Annotated in this window: 14 protein-coding genes; 6 read left to right on the forward strand and 8 right to left on the reverse strand. The window is 69.1% G+C overall.

The window, feature by feature from the left end; genetic code table 11:
- Positions 1-80 precede the first annotated feature (80 nt).
- Positions 81-1,103, reverse strand: coding sequence for a YlbL family protein (locus QGN32_RS05260; protein ID WP_326547588.1), 1,023 nt, complete (start codon positions 1,101-1,103; stop codon positions 81-83).
- A 164-nt stretch (positions 1,104-1,267) separates the two neighbouring features.
- Here QGN32_RS05260 and QGN32_RS05265 point away from each other — a divergent pair, with 164 nt between their 5' ends.
- Genes QGN32_RS05265 through QGN32_RS05275 form a run of 3 tightly spaced genes read left to right on the forward strand, consistent with a single transcriptional unit; the run spans position 1,268 to position 4,930 of the window.
- A complete protein-coding gene (locus QGN32_RS05265; protein ID WP_326547589.1) occupies positions 1,268-2,659 on the forward strand; it encodes a zinc-dependent metalloprotease in 1,392 nt (463 codons plus the stop codon).
- Positions 2,660-2,710: 51 nt separating this feature from the next.
- Positions 2,711-3,547: a cyclodehydratase gene (locus QGN32_RS05270; RefSeq protein WP_326547590.1), complete on the forward strand. Its 837-nt coding sequence runs from the start codon at positions 2,711-2,713 to the stop codon at positions 3,545-3,547.
- A 42-nt stretch (positions 3,548-3,589) separates the two neighbouring features.
- Complete coding sequence (locus tag QGN32_RS05275; protein WP_326547591.1) at positions 3,590-4,930, forward strand: macrolide-binding ATPase MABP-1; 1,341 nt, start codon at positions 3,590-3,592, stop codon at positions 4,928-4,930.
- A gap of 98 nt (positions 4,931-5,028) precedes the next feature.
- Here QGN32_RS05275 and QGN32_RS05280 read toward each other — a convergent pair whose 3' ends face one another.
- From QGN32_RS05280 to QGN32_RS05290, 3 genes are all read right to left on the reverse strand, one after another.
- Positions 5,029-5,310: a WhiB family transcriptional regulator gene (locus QGN32_RS05280; protein WP_326547592.1), complete on the reverse strand. Its 282-nt coding sequence runs from the start codon at positions 5,308-5,310 to the stop codon at positions 5,029-5,031.
- Positions 5,311-5,459: 149 nt separating this feature from the next.
- Positions 5,460-5,639: a hypothetical protein gene (locus QGN32_RS05285; protein WP_326547593.1), complete on the reverse strand. Its 180-nt coding sequence runs from the start codon at positions 5,637-5,639 to the stop codon at positions 5,460-5,462.
- Positions 5,640-5,752: 113 nt separating this feature from the next.
- Entirely contained in the window at positions 5,753-7,879 is a 2,127-nt protein-coding gene (locus QGN32_RS05290; protein ID WP_326547594.1) for an ATP-dependent DNA helicase UvrD2, read from the reverse strand.
- A 74-nt stretch (positions 7,880-7,953) separates the two neighbouring features.
- On the opposite strand from QGN32_RS05290, the gene QGN32_RS05295 reads away from it, so the two are divergent.
- Positions 7,954-8,205 carry a mycoredoxin gene (locus QGN32_RS05295; protein ID WP_326547595.1) on the forward strand — a complete coding sequence of 84 codons (252 nt, stop codon included), beginning with the start codon at positions 7,954-7,956 and terminating at the stop codon, positions 8,203-8,205.
- Positions 8,206-8,211: 6 nt separating this feature from the next.
- Here the strand turns inward: QGN32_RS05295 and nudC are convergent, their stop codons facing one another.
- Together nudC and QGN32_RS05305 are read right to left on the reverse strand one after the other, a co-directional pair.
- Positions 8,212-9,138 (reverse strand): NAD(+) diphosphatase, encoded by a 927-nt coding sequence (nudC, locus tag QGN32_RS05300; RefSeq protein WP_326547596.1) that lies wholly within the window; start codon positions 9,136-9,138, stop codon positions 8,212-8,214.
- 46 nt (positions 9,139-9,184) lie between these two features.
- Positions 9,185-10,261 carry a potassium channel family protein gene (locus QGN32_RS05305; protein WP_326547597.1) on the reverse strand — a complete coding sequence of 359 codons (1,077 nt, stop codon included), beginning with the start codon at positions 10,259-10,261 and terminating at the stop codon, positions 9,185-9,187.
- A gap of 48 nt (positions 10,262-10,309) precedes the next feature.
- Here QGN32_RS05305 and QGN32_RS05310 point away from each other — a divergent pair, with 48 nt between their 5' ends.
- On the forward strand, positions 10,310-10,705 hold the full coding sequence (locus tag QGN32_RS05310; RefSeq protein ID WP_326547598.1) for a DoxX family protein: 396 nt from the start codon (positions 10,310-10,312) through the stop codon (positions 10,703-10,705).
- Here the strand turns inward: QGN32_RS05310 and QGN32_RS05315 are convergent.
- Both QGN32_RS05315 and QGN32_RS05320 read right to left on the reverse strand, forming a co-directional pair.
- Positions 10,702-13,938, reverse strand: a complete 3,237-nt coding sequence (locus tag QGN32_RS05315; protein ID WP_326547599.1) for an ATP-dependent helicase — start codon at positions 13,936-13,938, stop codon at positions 10,702-10,704. The two genes, QGN32_RS05310 and QGN32_RS05315, sit on opposite strands and share 4 nt — an antisense overlap.
- Positions 13,935-17,060: an ATP-dependent helicase gene (locus tag QGN32_RS05320; RefSeq protein WP_326547600.1), complete on the reverse strand. Its 3,126-nt coding sequence runs from the start codon at positions 17,058-17,060 to the stop codon at positions 13,935-13,937. The genes QGN32_RS05315 and QGN32_RS05320 overlap by 4 nt, the downstream gene beginning before the upstream one ends.
- A 64-nt stretch (positions 17,061-17,124) precedes the next feature.
- Here QGN32_RS05320 and QGN32_RS05325 point away from each other — a divergent pair, with 64 nt between their 5' ends.
- Entirely contained in the window at positions 17,125-17,904 is a 780-nt protein-coding gene (locus QGN32_RS05325; RefSeq protein ID WP_326547601.1) for an alpha/beta fold hydrolase, read from the forward strand.
- The last annotated feature ends 1 nt before the right edge of the window (position 17,905 follow it).

A 17,905-nucleotide genomic window follows, 5' to 3' on the forward strand; every position in this document is an offset into this window, starting at 1 on the left:
CCAGTCTCATTCCCGTACGTCCTGATCGACGTCACCCCAAACTCCGCCACAACTCTACGCAACGGCTCTGCCGCGTCGATCTAACAATGGGGGCGTTCGCCACCGGCGGACAAGGTCTTCAGGGCGTCGACGGCGTGCCCCAGGGTGTCGACCTTGATCAGTTCCAGGCCGTCCTGCGGTGCGGTCTTGGCTTCCTCGCAGTTGTCGGCGGGCACCAGGAAGATGGTCGCGCCCGCCTCGCGCGCGGACAGCATCTTGTGGGTGATGCCGCCTATCCCGCCGACCTCCCCGTCCCCGCTGATGGTCCCGCTGCCCGCGACGAACTGGCCGTCGTTGAGGTCGCCGGTGGTGAGCTTGTCCACCACCGCCAGCGAGAACATCAATCCCGCAGACGGACCGCCGATGTTCGCGAGGTTGAAGTCGATCGAGAACGGCGCCCAGGGCGCGTCGAGGACCCCGATGCCGAGATAGCCCTGGTCGCGCTCGGGGTGCTCGCCCAGCGTGATGGTGGCGACGCCGGGCGGACCGTCCTGGCGACGGTAGTCGAGCACCACGGTGTCGCCGGGCTTGGTGTCCTTCAGCAGGGCCTGGAACTCCTCGAGGGTCGCCACCGGCTTGCCGTTGACGGCGTCGATCGCGTCGCCGTCGGCCAGCTTGCCCGCCGACGGTCCCGGGTCGTTGACGTTCTCCACCGTCACCGCCATCGGAAAGTCCAGGTAGTGCAGCGCGGCGTACTCGGCGCTGCGCTCGGAGTTGCGGAAGTCGGTGGTGTTGGCCTTGTCGATCTCTTCGCGGGTCTTGTCCGGCGGGTACACCAGATCACGCGGGACCAGCTGCTCGCGGCCCGACAGCCACAGCACCATCGCCTCGCCCAGCCTGAGCTGATCGCGCTGCGACACCGTGGTCATGTTCAGATGTCCCGACGTCGGATAGACGTCGGCACCCTCGATGGCGACGACCTGCTTGCCGTCGACCTCGCCGAGCGTGTTGAACGTCGGCCCGGGCCCCAGTGAGACGTACGGCACCTTCACCATCGACACCAGCACCCCGAACGCCACGATGGGGGCGAGCGCGACGAGCAACGTCAAAGTCCGCCTGTTCACGCCGCCCAATGTAAAGGTGACCGTGCACACGACTTCCACCGCAGGGCTGTGAAAAACCCCCGAGCACGACCGTCACGCAGAAATCGGCGGGGTCGAGGGCCGGTTCGCTGTCAGCGAGAGCCGCGCACCCACACCGCACGGCCTCGGTGAGTACGGTTGAGGACATGGCTGACCTGCCTTTCGGCTTTTCCGCCGGGGATGACCCCGAGGGCGAGAAGCGCAAGAAAGATCCCGACTCCGGCCCCGGCGGGGCCGGCGACCCGTTCGGCATGGGCTTCGAAGGCGGGTCCGAGTTCGACATGTCGCAGCTGGGTCAGATCTTTTCCAAGCTCGGCGAGATGTTCAGCGGCGCCGGCGGCGCGATGGCCGGCGGTAAGCAGTCCGGACCGGTGAACTACGACCTGGCCCGCCAGCTGGCGTCGAGCCAGATCGGTTTCGTCGCGCCGGTGCCGGAAAAGACCGCTGCGGCCATCGCCGACGCCGTGCATCTGGCTGACACCTGGCTCGACGGCGTGACCGCGCTGCCCGCCGGCACCAGCAAGGCCGTCGCCTGGACGCCGACGGACTGGATCGACAACACGCTCGACACGTGGAAGCGGCTGTGCGACCCGGTCGCCGAGCAGATCTCCACGGTGTGGGTCTCCGCGCTACCCGAGGAGGCCCGCGCGATGGCCGGCCCGCTGCTGGCGATGATGACGCAGATGGGCGGAATGGCGTTCGGCTCGCAGCTCGGTCAGGCGCTGGGCAAGCTGTCGCGAGAAGTGTTGACCTCCACCGATATCGGGCTGCCCCTGGGACCCAAGGGGGTGGCCGCGCTGCTGCCGGAGGCGGTCGAGTCGCTGTCGGAAGGCCACGAGCAGCCGCGCAGCGAGGTGCTCACGTTCCTTGCTGCCCGCGAGGCCGCGCACCACCGTCTGTTCAGCCACGTGCCGTGGCTGGCCAGTCAGCTGCTCAGCGCGGTCGAGGCGTTCGCCCGGGGCATGAAGATCGACATGAGCGGTATCGAGGAATTGGCGTCGGGGATCAATCCGGCCGCCCTGACCGACCCCGCGCAGATGGAGCAGCTACTCAACCAGGGCATCTTCGAGCCGAAGGCGACGCCGGAGCAGACCGCAGCCCTGGAGCGGCTGGAGACGCTGCTTGCGCTCATCGAGGGTTGGGTGCAGACCGTCGTGTCCGACGCGCTCGGCAACCGCATTCCAGGGACGTCGGCGCTGGCGGAGATGTTGCGCAGGCGCCGCGCCACCGGAGGACCGGCCGAGCAGACGTTCGCGACGCTGGTGGGGCTGGAACTGCGGCCGCGCAAGATGCGCGAGGCCGCGGTGCTCTGGGAGCGGTTGACCCAGGCTGTCGGCTCCGACCGTCGCGACGCGGTGTGGCAGCACCCCGACCTGTTGCCCAGCGCCGAGGATCTCGACGAGCCCGCCGGGTTCATCGACCGGATGATCGGTGGCGACACCAGCGGCATGGACAGCGCCATCGAGGAGGCGATCGCCGACCTCGAAAAAGAGATCCAGAATCCCGACAGCGGCAAGGACGACGACACCGGCCGCTGAGCCCTGTGGATAACTCCGGTTGGTCCTCGCGCGCCGTGGCAGGCTCGATCGATGACGCGATACGCGTTGAGCGCGGAGACACCGGTGCTCCTGCGGCCCGACGGGGCCGTGCAGGTGGGCTGGGACCCGCGGCGTGCGGTGCTGATCCGTCCGCCGTCCGGGCTGCCCACAGCGACGTTGGCGAACCTGCTGCGCCACCTGCAGTCCGGCGCAGAACTGACCGACCTGCAGGCGCGCGCCCCCGCGGTGGACGCAGCGATCGTTGAGGACCTGATCGCGTCGTTGGTCGACGCCGGGGTGGTCACATCCGGCGCGCGACGTCGCGGTCGCGCCGCGGCGGTGCGCATCCATGGCCGCGGGCCCCTGTCGGATCTGCTCGCCGGGGCGCTGCGCTGCTCGGGTGCGCGCATCACCCACAGCAACCGAACCAACACCGGCGCGCCGTCGGCGCCCACTGATCTGGTGGTCCTGGCGGACTATCTGGTGGCGGACCCCCGCGTGGTGCGCGAACTGCACGCCGCCGGGGTCGCACATCTGCCCGTGCGGGTGCGCGACGGCGTCGGCCTGGTCGGGCCGCTGGTCATCCCGGGTGTGACGAGCTGTCTGAGGTGCGCGGATCTACACCGCAGCGACCGGGATGCGGCGTGGCCCGCGGTCGCCGCGCAGCTGCGCCACACCGTCGGAAGCGCCGACCGGGCGACGGTGCTGGCTACCGCCGCGCTGGCACTCAACCAGGTCGACCGCGTCATTCGGGCGGTCCGCGGCGGCGCCGACGTGAGCCGTCCCACCGACCCGCCACCGACGCTCGACACCACGCTGGAGTTCGACGTCAACGTGGGCTCGGTGGTGGCGCGCCGATGGTCGCGGCATCCGCGGTGCGCATGTTGACATCGCGCGTTGGCAAGTCGGTGCGGTGTGTTCAGCGGTGTCGTGGATGATGGTCTGGTGAGTGAAATCAAACGGGGCCGGGCTGCGCGCAACGCCAAGCTGGCGAGCCTGCCCGTCGGCATGGCCGGCCGGGCCGCGTTGGGCTTCGGAAAGCGGTTGACCGGTAAGTCGAAAGACGAGGTCAACGCCGAGCTGATGGACAAAGCTGCCCAGCAGCTGTTCACCGTGCTCGGTGAGCTCAAAGGCGGCGCGATGAAGGTCGGCCAGGCCCTGTCGGTGATGGAGGCGGCGATCCCCGAGCAGTACGGCAAGCCGTACCGCGAGGCGCTGACCAAGTTGCAGCGCGAGGCTCCGCCGTTGCCCGCCGCCAGGGTCCACCGGGTCCTGGACGCGCAACTGGGCACGAAGTGGCGCGAGCGGTTCTCGTCGTTCGACGACAAACCCATCGCGTCGGCCAGCATCGGCCAGGTGCACAAGGCGGTGTGGTCGGACGGCCGCGAGGTCGCCGTCAAGATTCAGTACCCCGGCGCCGACGAGGCGCTGCGCGCGGACCTGAAGACGATGCAGCGGATGGTGGGTGTGATCAAGCAGCTCGCTCCCGGCGCCGACGTCGACGGTGTGGTCAACGAGCTCATCGAGCGCACCGAGATGGAACTCGACTATCGGCTCGAGGCCGACAATCAGCGGGCGTTCGCCAAGGCCTACGAAGGCCACCCGCACTTCGTGGTGCCGCACATCGTGGCCAGCGCGCCCAAGGTGGTGATCCAGGAGTGGATCGAGGGCGTGCCGATGTCGGTGATCATTCGCGAGGGTACCCAGCAACAGCGAGACCTGATGGGCACCAGGCTTTTCGAGCTGACCTACGACGCGCCTCGCCGGCTGGAGATGATGCACGGCGACACGCATCCCGGTAACTTCATGCTGCTGTCCGACGACAGGATGGGCGTCATCGACTTCGGCGCCGTCGCGCCGATGCCCGGCGGTATTCCGATCGAGATCGGCCTGGCGACGCGGTATGCCTTGGAGGACGACTACGACAACCTGCTGACGACGATGCAGAAGGTCGGGTTCATCCAGAAGGGCGAGCAGGTGTCCAAGCGTGAGATGGACGACATGATGCGCCAATACGTCGAACCACTCGAAAACGAGACGTTCCATTACAACCGCAAATGGCTGCAGCGCATCACCACGGCGAACATCAGACCCGATCGCGCCGCCGGCCAACTCAAGGCCGCTCGGCAGATGGACATCCCGGCCCATCTGGCGATTCCGATGCGGGTGATCGCCTCCAACGTGGCGATCGCGTGCCAACTGGATGCCCACGTTCCGGCGAGAAGGCTGGCCACCGAGCTGATTCCGGGCTTCGCCCAGGAAGCGGCCTAACGTTTCGGCGGCGTCACGCCGAGCGCACGCTTGTTCGCGGCTCTACTCGCGGTTTGCGTGCACAACCGTGCGCTCGGCGACGTATTCGCACAGCCGGCTCAGGCCGCTGCCGGGTTCCCGACGGTGTCCTTGCGTGGCCGGCCACGTGGCCGCTTACGGGCGATGATCGTGCCCCGCTCGAGGATCTCACCACCCCAAACACCCCATGGCTCTTGCCTTTCCAGCGCGGCAGCGAGACACTCGCGCCGGATCGGGCAGTCCGCGCACAACGCCTTGGCGCGTTCGAGTTCGAGGGGATCCTCGGCGAACCACAGATCGGGATCGGTCTCGTGACACGGCACCGCCAGCTTCGTCTTCTCTCGGCATGTCGCGATTGACATGTCCAGTCCTCTGCTTCCTGGTCGTGGGTTTCGTATCTCTTCTGCTCGATCCGTGACCAGGTCTTCGAGAGGGCCGATGACTTCTCAATGACTAAGGCCACGGATCCGACTGCGGGTCCGTGGCCTTTTTCGGCGAAATCTGGGCTTACCTAGATGGTGCCCCGATCGACGGACTTCGCAGTCGCGGCGGCGGCGCGGCGCTTGCGCTGCGGGGTGATGGCAGCGGCGGCACCGGCGGCGTGCGCGGGATGCGCCGCAGTGGCGACGGCATGGAGGGACCGCGGCATGCCGACAGCGGCTACGCCGGTGAACGCGCTGTTGCTACCCATGATGTCGGCCCCTCCTCTCGCACGAAAAAGCACCCAAGCGGTGCGAACTCGAGGCTAAGCGTAACAGCCGCGACTGACAACTGATTTTCTGACCAGCGGTTTTGGCGCGATCTTTACGACGATTGGCGGGCCTTGACCATCGCGAGCACGTCGGCGCCGTACTGCTCGAGCTTGCGTGCACCGATACCCGGGATCGCAACGAGCGCGGCATCGTCGGTGGGCAGCGCCTCGGCGATCGCGATCAGTGTGTTGTCGGTGAACACCACATAGGCGGGCACGCTCATCTCCTTGGAGGTGCGCAGGCGCCAGTCCTTGAGTTCGGTCAGCAATGCCTCGTCGATGTCGGACGGGCAGCTTTCGCAGCGGCGCAACATGATTGCGGCAGGTGCGCTCAACACGCCGTTGCACACGCGGCAGCGCGGGGTGGCACCGCGCGGACGGCGGGGCTTGGCCGGGATGTCGCTGTTCGTCGGGAACTGTGGTGCGATGCCGTTGAGGAACCGGGACGGTTTGCGGCTCTGACGACCACCGGGTGCGCGGGCCAGCGCCCAGCTGAGCGCCAAATGCACACGGGCCCTGGTGATTCCGACATAAAGGAGCCGGCGCTCCTCCTCCACCGCTTCACTGTCGGGACCGTGCGCCAGGGCGTGCGAAATCGGCAACGTGCCGTCGGCGAGCCCGACCAGGAACACCGCGTCCCACTCCAGTCCCTTGGCCGCATGCAGCGACGCCAGCGTGACGCCCTGAACGACCGGAGGGTGGCGGGCATCGGCCCGGTGGCGTAGTTCGGCCAGCAGTGCGCGCAGATCAAGGCCGGGACGCAGCGCGACCTCCTCGTCGACGAGTTCGGCCAGCGACGTCAGCGCTTCCCACCGTTCCCGCGCCTTGGTGCCCGGCGGCGGCTCGGCGGTGAGCCCGAGCGGTTCCAGCACGGAACGCACCACCTCGGGCAGCTCGCCGTCGAGGTCACGTTCGGCCGCCCGCTGCAGCGCCACCAGCGCCTGCCGGATCTCCTGGCGGTTGAAGAACCCCTCGCCGCCGCGGACCTGGAACGGCACGCCCGCCTCGGTGAGCGCCTCCTCGTAAACCTCCGATTGTGCGTTGATGCGGTAGAGCACCGCGATCTCGGCCGGTTCGGTGCCGGATTCCAGCAGGCGTTTGATGTGCTTGGCCACCGCCTTGGCTTCGGCGACCTCGTCGGGATATTCGCCGAACGAGGGCGCCGGGCCAGGGTCCCGCTGGCCGACGAGATGCAGCTTGCTGCCCGCCATCCGGCCACGCGCGGCGGCGATGACCCGGTTCGCCAGCGACACCACCTGCGGCGTCGAACGGTAGTCGCGTTCCAGGCGGACAACCGCCGCATCGGGAAAGCGCCGCGAGAAGTCCAGTAGGTAGCGGGGAGTGGCGCCGGTGAACGAGTAGATGGTCTGGTTGGCGTCGCCGACGACGGTGAGGTCGTCGCGTTCACCGAGCCAGGCATCGAGCACGCGCTGCTGAAGGGGCGTGACGTCCTGATACTCGTCGACGACGAAACAGCGGTAGCGGTCGCGGAACTCCTGCGCGACCGCGGCATCCGTCTCGACGGCCGCGGCGGTGTGCAGCAGCAGGTCGTCGAAATCCAGAAGGGTGGTCCCGTCGCGGCGGGCCTTGAGCGCCTCATAGCCCGCGTACACCGCCGCCACCTTCGCCGCTTCGAACGGGATGTCGCGGCCCACCTGCGCGACCGCCGCGGGATAGCCCTCCGGGCTGATCAACGACGCCTTCGCCCACTCGATCTCGCCGGCGAGGTCGCGCACATCGTCGGTGCTGGTCGACAGGCGCGCCCGGTTCGCGGCCTGCGCCACCACCGCGAATTTGGTGTCGAGCAGTTCCCAGGTGGTGTCGCCGACGACCCGGGGCCAGAAGTAGGACAGTTGGCGCCGGGCAGCGGCGTGAAACGTCATCGCCTGCACCGAACCGGTGCCGACGCCTTCATCGAGCGCGCGCAACCGAGCCCGCATTTCCCCGGCGGCGCGTTGAGTGAACGTGACCGCGAGGACCTGTCCGGGCGCGACGTGCCCGGCCGCGACCAGATGAGCGATGCGCCGGGTGATGGTGCGGGTCTTGCCGGTACCCGCGCCGGCCAGCACGCACACCGGTCCGCGTGCGGCCAGCACGGCTTCGCGCTGCTCGTCGTCGAGGTCTTCGATCGAGTTCGAGCCACTGCGCACAGAAGCGGCCTCTACCGACATGCGGTCCATCTTGGCAGGGCCCGGTGACAAGTGACCGGTACGCCGCAGGGCATGTTCGATCCATCCGTTACGTTGAACCCGTTATGAGCGCAACACAGACTCCCGTGATCATGTACACCACCACGTGGTGTGGCTACTGCGTGCGCCTGAAGAAGGCGCTACAGGTCGAGGGCATCGCGTTCACCGAGGTCGACATTGAAGAGGACCCCGCTGCCGCGGAGTTCGTCGCCGCGGCCAACGGCGGCAACCAGACCGTCCCCACACTGAAGCTGCCCGACGGTTCCACGCTGACGAACCCGACCGCCCGTGAGGTCAAGGCCAAGCTGGCGAGTTAGTCGCGCTCAGTCCAGTGCGGCCCAGGATTCGATGATCTCCCGCGCGATCGAGATCGACCCCGGTAGCAGTAGCCGGGACGGCGAGTCGCTGCTCCAGTCGCCGTGCTCGAGGGCGTCGCGGATCTCGGCGCGAGTGAACCACGCCGCCTCGGCGATCTCGCCGTCGTTGAACGAGAACTCCTGCTCGGGATCGCCGATCGCGTGGAAGCCGACCATCAGCGAGCGCGGGAACGGCCACGGCTGGCTGCCGAGATAGGTCACGTCGGTGACGGTCAATCCGATCTCTTCGGCGATCTCGCGGGTGACGCAGCTTTCGAACGACTCACCGGCCTCGACGAAGCCCGCCAGTATCGAGAACAGCCGCTCCGGCCACACCGTTTGGCGGGCCAGCACCGCGCGATCGTGTCCGTCGTGCACCAGGCAGATGACCGCGGGATCGATGCGGGGGAATTCCTCGTGCCTGTTGACCGGGTTGATCCGCGACCAGCCGCCCTTGATCGATTTGGTCGGTGAACCGTCGACGGTGCTGAACCGCGCGTTGTCATGCCAGTTGAGCAGCGCGGTCGCGGTCGCGACGAGCTGCGCGCTGACGTCGTCGAACACCTGGCCGGCCCGGCGCAGGTCGAGCACCTCGGTCTCGGTGTGCGGGTTCTGCGGGCCCTCGAGCGCGGCGCGGATCGCCCACACATGCCGACCGTCGTTCAGCCGGCCGAGGAACACCGCGCCCTCCGGAGGCCGGTCCCCCAGCTTGGCGGCGTCGCCGAGCACGACCCGGCCGTCGGCGATCAGCACCTGGTTGCGACGGTCGACGCGCAGCACCTGCGCGTCCGGCCACCCGGCCAGCGCCGCGTCGATATCGGTACGCAGCGCGTCGGCGCGGTCGGCGCCGATGCGGGAGAGCAGCGGGACGTTGCGAAGGCGGAACGGCGTCATCACTCGGATATCACTCGGATATTCACTCGGATATTCACTCGGATATTCACTCGGAATCCGCATTGCGGATGTAGAGAAGCCGGTCACCGGCCTCGACCGTGTCCACCTCCGGTGAGTCGACCCGCAGCAGCGCTCCGTCGCGCACCACGCCGAGCACGATGTCGTGCAGATGCCGCGGGGACCCGCCGACCTCTTTGGGCGTCACCTCGCGTTCGGCGATCGCGAAGCCGGCGTCGGGGGTCAGCAGGTCTTCCATGATCTGGACGACGCTGGGGGTCTGGGTGGCGATGCCCAGCAGCCGTCCCGCGGTTTCGGAGGACACCACGGTGGAGTCCGCCCCGGACTGTTTGAGCAGGTGCTGGTTGTCGGATTCACGGGCGGCGGCGATGATCTTGGCGTTTGGCGCGAGTTCCCGTGCGGTCAGGGTGACCAGCACCGCGCTGGCGTCGTCGTCCGTGGCGACGATGATCGACTTCGCGTGCTGTGCGCTGGCCAGGCGCAGGATGTCGGCTTTGGTTGCGTCACCGTGGACGGTGACCAGTCCGGCGCCGCGGGCCCGCTCCAGCGAAGTGGAATTCATGTCGACGACGACGATGTCGGCGGGTGCGACCTCGTCGCCGACCATCGCGGCGACGGCCGTCCTGCCCTTGGTGCCATAGCCGATGACGACGGTGTGGTTGCGCACTCTGCTCCTCCATCGCTGGATCTTCAATGCCGCACGCGACTGGCTGGTCAGCGTCTCCACCGTGGTGCCGATCAAAACGATCAGGAACGCCACCCGCAACGGGGTGATCACCAGGACGTTGACCAACCGCGCCTCGGGCGAGAACGGGGTGATGTCGCCGTAGCCGGTCGTCGACAGCGACACCGTCGCGTAGTAGAAGCAGTCCAAAAACGACAGCTGGTTGTCCTGCACGTCGCGGTAGCCGTCGCGGTCGAAATAGACGATGAGCACCGCGGCGAACAGCGCCAGCGTGGCGTAGATGACCCGGCGGAAGATCTTCTGCCCCGGGCTGACGAACGGTTCGGGAATCCGCAGGATGTCGGTGAGCGCCGCGACGGGCTGGGTGGTCAGGTCCTGCTCGATCGCGGCGAGCCGGCGCCGCAACCTACCTTTTTCCACGAGAACCCATTACCGGTCCCGCAGGGATGTGCACGCCACAATGTAATCATGACCTCTGTCCCGCCCGAACTGCAGCAAGCCGCCAATCCGTCGCGCGCCTACCGGATGGCCGCCGGCCTGCTCGGAATCGGCACCCTGCACTTCGTCGCGCCGAAACCGTTCGACGCGATCATTCCCGCCGAACTGCCCGGCAGCCCGCGGTTCTACACCTACGCGTCGGGTGTGGCCGAACTCGGCGTGGCGGGGCTGCTGGCCGCCCCGCAGACGCGGCGCTTCGGTGCCCTGGCCGCGGCGGCGCTGTTCTTTGCGGTCTTCCCGGGCAACCTCAACATGGTCCGGTTGTGGTGGAACAAGCCGTGGCCGATGCGAGCGATCGCGATCGTTCGCCTGCCGCTGCAGGTTCCGATGATCGTCGAGGCCGTGAAGGTCTACCGCGAGTCCTAGGCGACCTCGAGCAATCCGGCGAGTTCGTCGACGCCGGGCAGCGTGTCGGGGGTGACGGTGACGCCGCTGCGCACGTAGTGGAACGCGGCCCGTACCGATTCGACCGCGCATCCGTGCAGCGCCGCCCACGCCAGCCGGTAGACCGCCAGCTGAATTGCGCTGTGCTGCTTGGCTTGCGGTGTGCTCGGCGGCTCACCGGTTTTCCAATCCACCACGGTCGCGCCGCCGTCGTCGTCGGCGAACACCGCGTCGATGCGGCCCCGCACCACCCGCTCGCCGATGACCATGTCGAAGGGTACCTCCACATCGATCGGGGTGCGGGCGGCCCACGGTGACACCGCGAACGCCGCCTGCAGTTCGGCGAGTTCGTCGGCCACGACGGCGGCGTGGTCGACCGCGCCCGGCAGATCGTCGAGGTCGAACAGCCGCTCGGCATGATAGAAGCGCTGAACCCAATCGTGAAATGCCGTGCCCAACAGCGCATGCGGATCGGGCCGCGTCGGTACGCGCCGGCGCATCCGCTGCACGACCGACTTGGGGTCCCTACCCAGTTCCACCAGCGTGCTGACCGACACCTGAAGTGAGAGCGGAGGCGCGGACCGATCGGCCACTGGATCGCGCTCGGCGATGAGCGCGTCGACGTCGGCCACCCAACCCTCGCCGGAGTCGGCGGCAGACTCCTCGCAGCCCCCCGCCATCGCCTCGGCCACGAGCGCGGCGCCCCGATCCAGGTCGCCGCGCTGCGATCCGGCCGGGTCTGCGGGCCACACGGCTTCGATAACCCTGTCCCGCAGCGGGTTCGGTTCGCCGTCGGCGGGAGCGGTCGCCCACTGCTCGACGACGCCGCAGGGTTCACCCGCGGCGGCGGACTCGTCGATGATGTCCTTGAGTTCGCACAGGAACGCCGACGGGCCGCGGGCCTTGGTCTCGGCCGCTCCCCAGTGGTGACCGGACAGAAGCAGGGTGCCCTCGGCGCGGGTGAGCGCCACGTAGAGCAATCGGCGTTCCTCATCGATACGGCGCTGCTCGAGAGTCTTCTTGTGCTCGGCGATCACGTCGGACAACTGCTTGCGGTCGTTGACGTCCGTGGCGTCGAGCACCGGGACGCCGTGCTCGGACATCGTGGCCCGGTCGCCGCGCAGCAACGGCGGTAGCTCCCCCGCGTCGGTGAGCCAGGTGCGGCTGGCGCCGGTGGACGGAAACACCCGGCCGCTCAGGTGTGGAACGGCCACCACCTGCCATTCGAGTCCCTTCGCCGCGTGGATCGTCAGAATCTGCACCCGGTCGGTGGCGACGGAGATCTCGGCGGGCGCCAGCCCGTCCTCGACGTCTTCGGCGGCCTCCAGGTAGGCCAGAAGCCCGGTCACGTCGGAGCCCGGGCGGCCGGCGAAGTCGGCCACCACATCGGCGAACGCGTCGAGATGTTCGGTCCCCGACCAGCCCGCCGAGACCGGACGGCGTGCGCGCACCTCGGTGTCGACTCCCAACACCCTGCGCACTTCGGCGACGAATTCGGCAAGCGGGTGCGAGAGGTGCGCCCGCAGGGCGGTCAACTCGCGACCCAGCGCGACGATCCGGGCGTAACCTGTCGACGAATACGCCTCGGCCGCACCGGGATCGGTCACCGCCTCGGCCAGACAGGCGGTGTCGGCGTCAGGGGCAGCCTGAGCGGCGATCCGCTCGGCGGCGCCGGCGATCTCGTCGCTGCCGATGCCGTCCAGTTGCACCGCGCGCCGCCACAGCGCCGTGATGTCGCGGCCACCAAGCCGCCACCGCGGCCCAGCGAGCACACGCATGGCCGCGCTGCCCGCCGTCGGATCGGCGATCAGTCGCAACATCGCAACCACGTCGGCGACCTCAGGCATGCCGAGAAGGCCTGCCAGACCCACCACTTCGACCGGCACGCCGCGTGCGGTGAGCGCATCGGCCATCGGTGCGGCATCGGCGTTACGCCGCAACAGTACGGCCGCCGTCGGCGCGGGCACACCGTCGGCACGCGCACCGTGGTAGATCTCGGCGATGTGATCGGCAACCCAATCACGCTCTGCTGCAACGTTGTTCAACAGCGCACACCGGACCGTCCCGGGCTGGGCGTCGGGCCTGGGCAGCAGCGAACGCACCGCCACCGAACGGCGCCGCGCCTGTGCCGACACCGCGTTGGCCAGGTACAGGGCGCGCGGCGGGTTACGCCAGCTGGTGCGCAGCTCCAACGTGGGCGCCGGAGTGCCGTCCGAACGGGGAAAGTCGGTGGTGAAGCGCGGGAGGTTGGTGGCCGACGCGCCGCGCCAGCCGTAAATCGACTGGATGGGGTCGCCGACGGCGGTCAGGGCGAGGCCGTCGTCCACCCCGCCGCCGAACAACGACGACAACGCGACCCGCTGGGCGTGGCCGGTGTCCTGGTACTCGTCGAGCAGCACGACCCGGTAGCGGGCGCGCAGTTGCTCCCCGACGTGCGGGAAACCCTCGGCCAGCCGGGCGGCCGAAGCCATCTGCATACCGAAGTCCATCACCTTCTCGGCGCGCATCCGCTGGCGCAATGCGTCGATCAAAGGCACCAGCTCGGTGCGGTCGGTCTGGGCGGCCAGCAGGCGCAGCAGCCACTGGCTCGGACCACGATCGCGTTGGTACGGACCGGCGGGCAGCGTGTGCACCAGCCGCTCGAGTTCGACGTGGGTGTAGCGCAACTGGTTGGTGTCGACGAGGTGCTCGGCAAGCTGGCCCGCAAGTCTGATCACCATCGACGTGACCGCAGCCGGTGTCTTCTCGGTGTCCAGTTGCGGGTAGTCGCAGACCACGCGAAAGGCCAACTGCCACAGTTCGGTTTGGCTCACCAGCCGGGTTTCGGGCTCGAGGGGCAGCAGCAGCCCGTGCTCGCGTAGCAGGTTGCCCGCGAAGGCGTGGTACGTGCTGACGGTGGGGGTTTCGTCAACGCCGATGGCGCCATCGAGGATGCTGGTTCCCGAGAGGCGGGCCAGCCGGGTGCGAACCCGACGCAGCAGTTGTCCGGCGGCCTTGCGGGTGAACGTGAGGCCGAGAACCTCGCCGGGGCGGGCGTACCCGTTGGCGACCAGCCACACCACCCGTGCGGCCATCGTCTCCGTCTTGCCCGCGCCGGCGCCGGCGATGACCACGAGGGGTCCCGAGGGCGCGGCGATCACCGCGGCCTGCTCGTCGGTCGGTGCGAAGATGCCCAGTGCCGCGGCGAGTTCGTGCGGACTGTAGCGCTGGTTCATCGTCCGCCTCCAATGGTGGTGTGTGCGGGGCACATCGCGCGGACCGGGCAGTGACTGCACCCGTCGTTGATCCGCGCGACGAACTCGGGGCCCTGCGTGGCTGTCGCGGCCTGGCGCACGATGTCGCGCCATCCGCTGCGTTTCTCGGGCGTCAGCGCGTCCTGGACCCGCTCGGTGGCACCCGCGGCACCGGTCTTGCCGAGGTAGACCAGGCGACCGCCACCCGCCGAGTCACCCTGACCGAGCAGGCCTTCGGCGATCGCAAGCTGATACATCGCCAGTTGGGCGTGGCTCTGCGCGTCGTTCTTGGTCACCGGGCTCTTGCCGGTCTTGAGGTCGACCACCACGAGCCGCCCATCACTGTCCCGCTCGAGGCGGTCGACGCGCCCACGCACTCGCACGTCCGGCTCGCCGTCCGGGCCGCCGACGATCACGCCGTCGATATCGATCTCGGTGCCCGCCTCGGTGAGTTCGCCACGGGTCTGTGCGAGCCACTGCGCGAACGTCGCCAGCATCGCACGGTGGCGGCCGAGTTCGTTGCCGGCATACCAGTGCGACTCGAACGGCAGCTTGGGCCAGACCTTTTCGAGCTCGTTGACCATCTGGCTTTCGGTGCGTTCCGGGCCGGCGACAAGGGCGTGCACCAGCGAGCCGACCGCGGAACGCACATCGCGAGCGTCGGCGCCGCCGTGACGCTCCAGCAGCCAGCGCAGCGGGCAATCGGTGAGCATCTGCAGCGTCGACGGCGAGAGCGTCACGACGTGGCCGTCGCCGCTCCACAGCGGTTCCTCGCTGGACAGCGGCGTCAGCGACTGCCACTGCGCGGGGTCGGCGCCCGGCACACCGGCAGCCGCCAGACGCGCCAACTGCGTTGCTGCACAGCGGCGGGCGGAATCATCGACCGCACCATCGGCTGCGCACACCACTGCCCGCAACCGCCCGACCAACGCGGCGGGCGCCAGCACCCGGGGTGCGGCGACCGGGGCGGTGACGTCCGTACCACTGTCGCCGGCCAGCGCGCTCAACTCATAGCAGAACGCCGAGGGGAGCATCGACTCGTCACCGTTGTCGCTGTCGACGGCCGTCACCAGCAGGCGGTTTCGGGCACGGCCCATCGCGGCGATGAGCAACCGGCGCTCCTCCGCCAACAGCGGCGCCCTGGTCGACACTGCGCGGTCGCCGGGTGCGATGACGCCGTCAAGCACGTCGACGAGCTGTTGGGTGGCCAGCACACCGCCGCGAGGAACGGTGTTGGGCCAGAGGCCTTCCTGCAGACCGGCGATGACGACGAATTCCCAATCGCGGCCCATCGCGGCGTGAGCGCTGAGCACCGCGACCGCCTCGAGGTCGCTGCCCTCGTCGCGGGGAGGCAGCCGCAGCCCCTGGACATGGTCGATGAGCCCGCGCAGGGTGGCGCCCGCGGTGCGGTTGACGTACTGCTCGGCGACATCGAACAGCGCGGTGACGGCGTCGAGATCACGATCGGCCTGCGCGCCCGATGGGCCGCCGCGTTCGCTTGCCGCGAGCCAGCGCCGTTGCAGGCCGCAGCGGTGCCAGGCCTGCCACAGGGTGTAGCGCAAGTCGGCCCCGTCGTCGACGCTGCGGCCGGCGGCGGCCAGCACATTGCGCACGCGATTCACGGGCCGAGCCAGGTGCTCGGGCAGTCCGTCGACGCCACACTTCAGTGCGTCGACCAGCAGCCCGGCGAACTCGCGTGGCGGTTGGGAACCGTCGGCCCGCCGGAGCGCGCGCCGTAACTGGCGCAACGACACCGGATCGACGCGACCGATCGGCCCGGTCATCAATGCCGACGCCTGTTCGGCGTCGAGACCCTGCGCGGTCGCCGCGAGCACGGTCAGCAGGGCCCGCACCGCGGGCTGCTCCCCCAGCGGCGCCGCGGACGTCGACGTGTGCACCGGGACGCCCGCGGCCGACAGCGTGCGGGCCAGCGCGGCGCCGAGGCGAGGGACCGAGCGCACGATGACAGCCATCTGCGACCACGGGACCCCGTCGACGAGGTGGGCCCGTCGCAGCGCATCGGCGATCATCGCCGACTCGGCGTGCGGTGAGGCGGCGATGCGCACGCCAAGCGTGCCCGCCGAACCGGGTCTTCCGGTCAGCACGCGACCGTCGCCGGCACCCGGCAACCGTCGTGCGACTTCGGTGATGGCTCCGGCGATGACCGGTGCGCAGCGGCGCGACTCGGTCAGGACGATCGCCGGTTCGTCACCGCGCAGCAACACCGGGTCGGCACCGCGGTAACCGAATACCGCCTGGTTGGGATCGCCTGCGAGCACGGTGAGTTCGGCACCCTGCGCGAGCAGTTGAACCAACCGCGCGGCCTGCGGGTCCAGTTGCTGCGCGTCATCGACGAGGAGCAGTCTGACGCGGGCCAGCTCGCCGGCCAGTAGCTCGGAGTCGGTGGCGAACGCCTCCAGCGCCGCGCCCACCAGCTCGGCGGCGCCGAGCGCCGGGATGGTGGCTTGCGGTGCGGCCGTTCCCACCGCCGAGCGCAGCAGCATGATCTGTTCATAGGCTTGGGCGAACTGACCGGCCGCCAGCCACTCCGACCGGCCCGCACGCCGCCCGATTCGTTGCAGCTCAAGGGGATCCACTCCGCGTTCGGTGCAGCGAGAAAGCAGGTCACGCAACTCGTTGGCGAAGCCGACGGTGCTCAGCGCGGGCCGCAGGTGTTGCGGCCACGCGGTCGCCGCGGAGTCGCCGTCCTCGAGGTCGCCGGCGAGCAGTTCGCGGATGATGCCGTCCTGTTCGGCACTGGTGATCAACCGGGGGGGCGGATCGCCGTTGCGCTGCGCGGCCAAGCGCAACACCGCGAACGCGTACGAGTGCACGGTGCGCACCAGTGGTTCGCGCACCACCGCGCGGACACCCGCCCGCAACAGCGTGGAGGTGATGTGTGCGCGCGCCCGCACACCGAGCCGGGCCGAACCGGTCAGCAGCAGAACCGATTCCGGGTCCATCCCGGCGGCGATGCGCGCGGCCGCCGTCTGGACCAGCAGCGCGCTCTTACCATTACCCGCCCCGCCGATCACCCGAACCACGCCGCGGGCGCCGGGATCGGTGAGCGCGCTCGGCGTGAGGTCGGTGTGCGGTGCAGACATGTGGGCATGACACCACGGGGGTCCGACATCTCACCGGCAGCCGAAGCTGGCAGCATCAACCGTTGTGACCGAACTACTGCATGTTCACCGGTACGGGCCGGCGACGCGGGCCCAGGTGTTGGCGATCCACGGCCTGACCGGCCACGGTCAGCGGTGGCAGACGCTGGCGGCACGGCACCTGCCCGAGCATGCCATCGTCGCACCGGATCTGATCGGGCATGGGCGGTCGTCATGGGCGGCGCCGTGGACGGTCGAGTCGAACGTCGCGGCACTGGCCGAGTTGATCGAAGCGGACGGACCCGTGGTGGTGGTCGGCCACTCCTTCGGCGGCGCGGTCGCGCTGAGTCTCGCTGCCGCCCGGCCGGATCTGGTGTCGCGGGTGGTGCTGCTGGACCCGGCGATGGGCCTGGACGGCGACTGGATGCGTCGGATCGCCGACGACATGTTCGCCTCGCCCGACTACACGGACCGCGCCGAGGCGCGCGCCGAGAAGGCGAACGGGTCGTGGGGTGAGGTCGAGCCGGCCGAACTGGATCGTGATCTCGACGAACACCTGATCGCACTGCCGTCCGGGCGGGTCGGCTGGCGGATCAGCATCCCGGCGATGATGTCGTATTGGAGCGAGCTGGCCCGTCCGGTTCCGTTGCCGCCCACTGGTACTCCCACGACCTTGGTGCGTGCCGCCCGCACGACACCGCCGTATGCGACCGAGGAAATCGTCGCGGCGCTGGCGCAGCGTCTCGGCGCGGATCTCACACTGTTGGAGTGGGACTGCGACCATATGGTGCCCCACGCCAAGCCCGCCGAAACGGCGGCGTTGATCCGCGAGCAACTCGAGTCCTAGC

The organism is Mycolicibacterium sp. ND9-15, from assembly GCF_035918395.1.
Taxonomy (GTDB): Bacteria; Actinomycetota; Actinomycetes; order Mycobacteriales; family Mycobacteriaceae; genus Mycobacterium.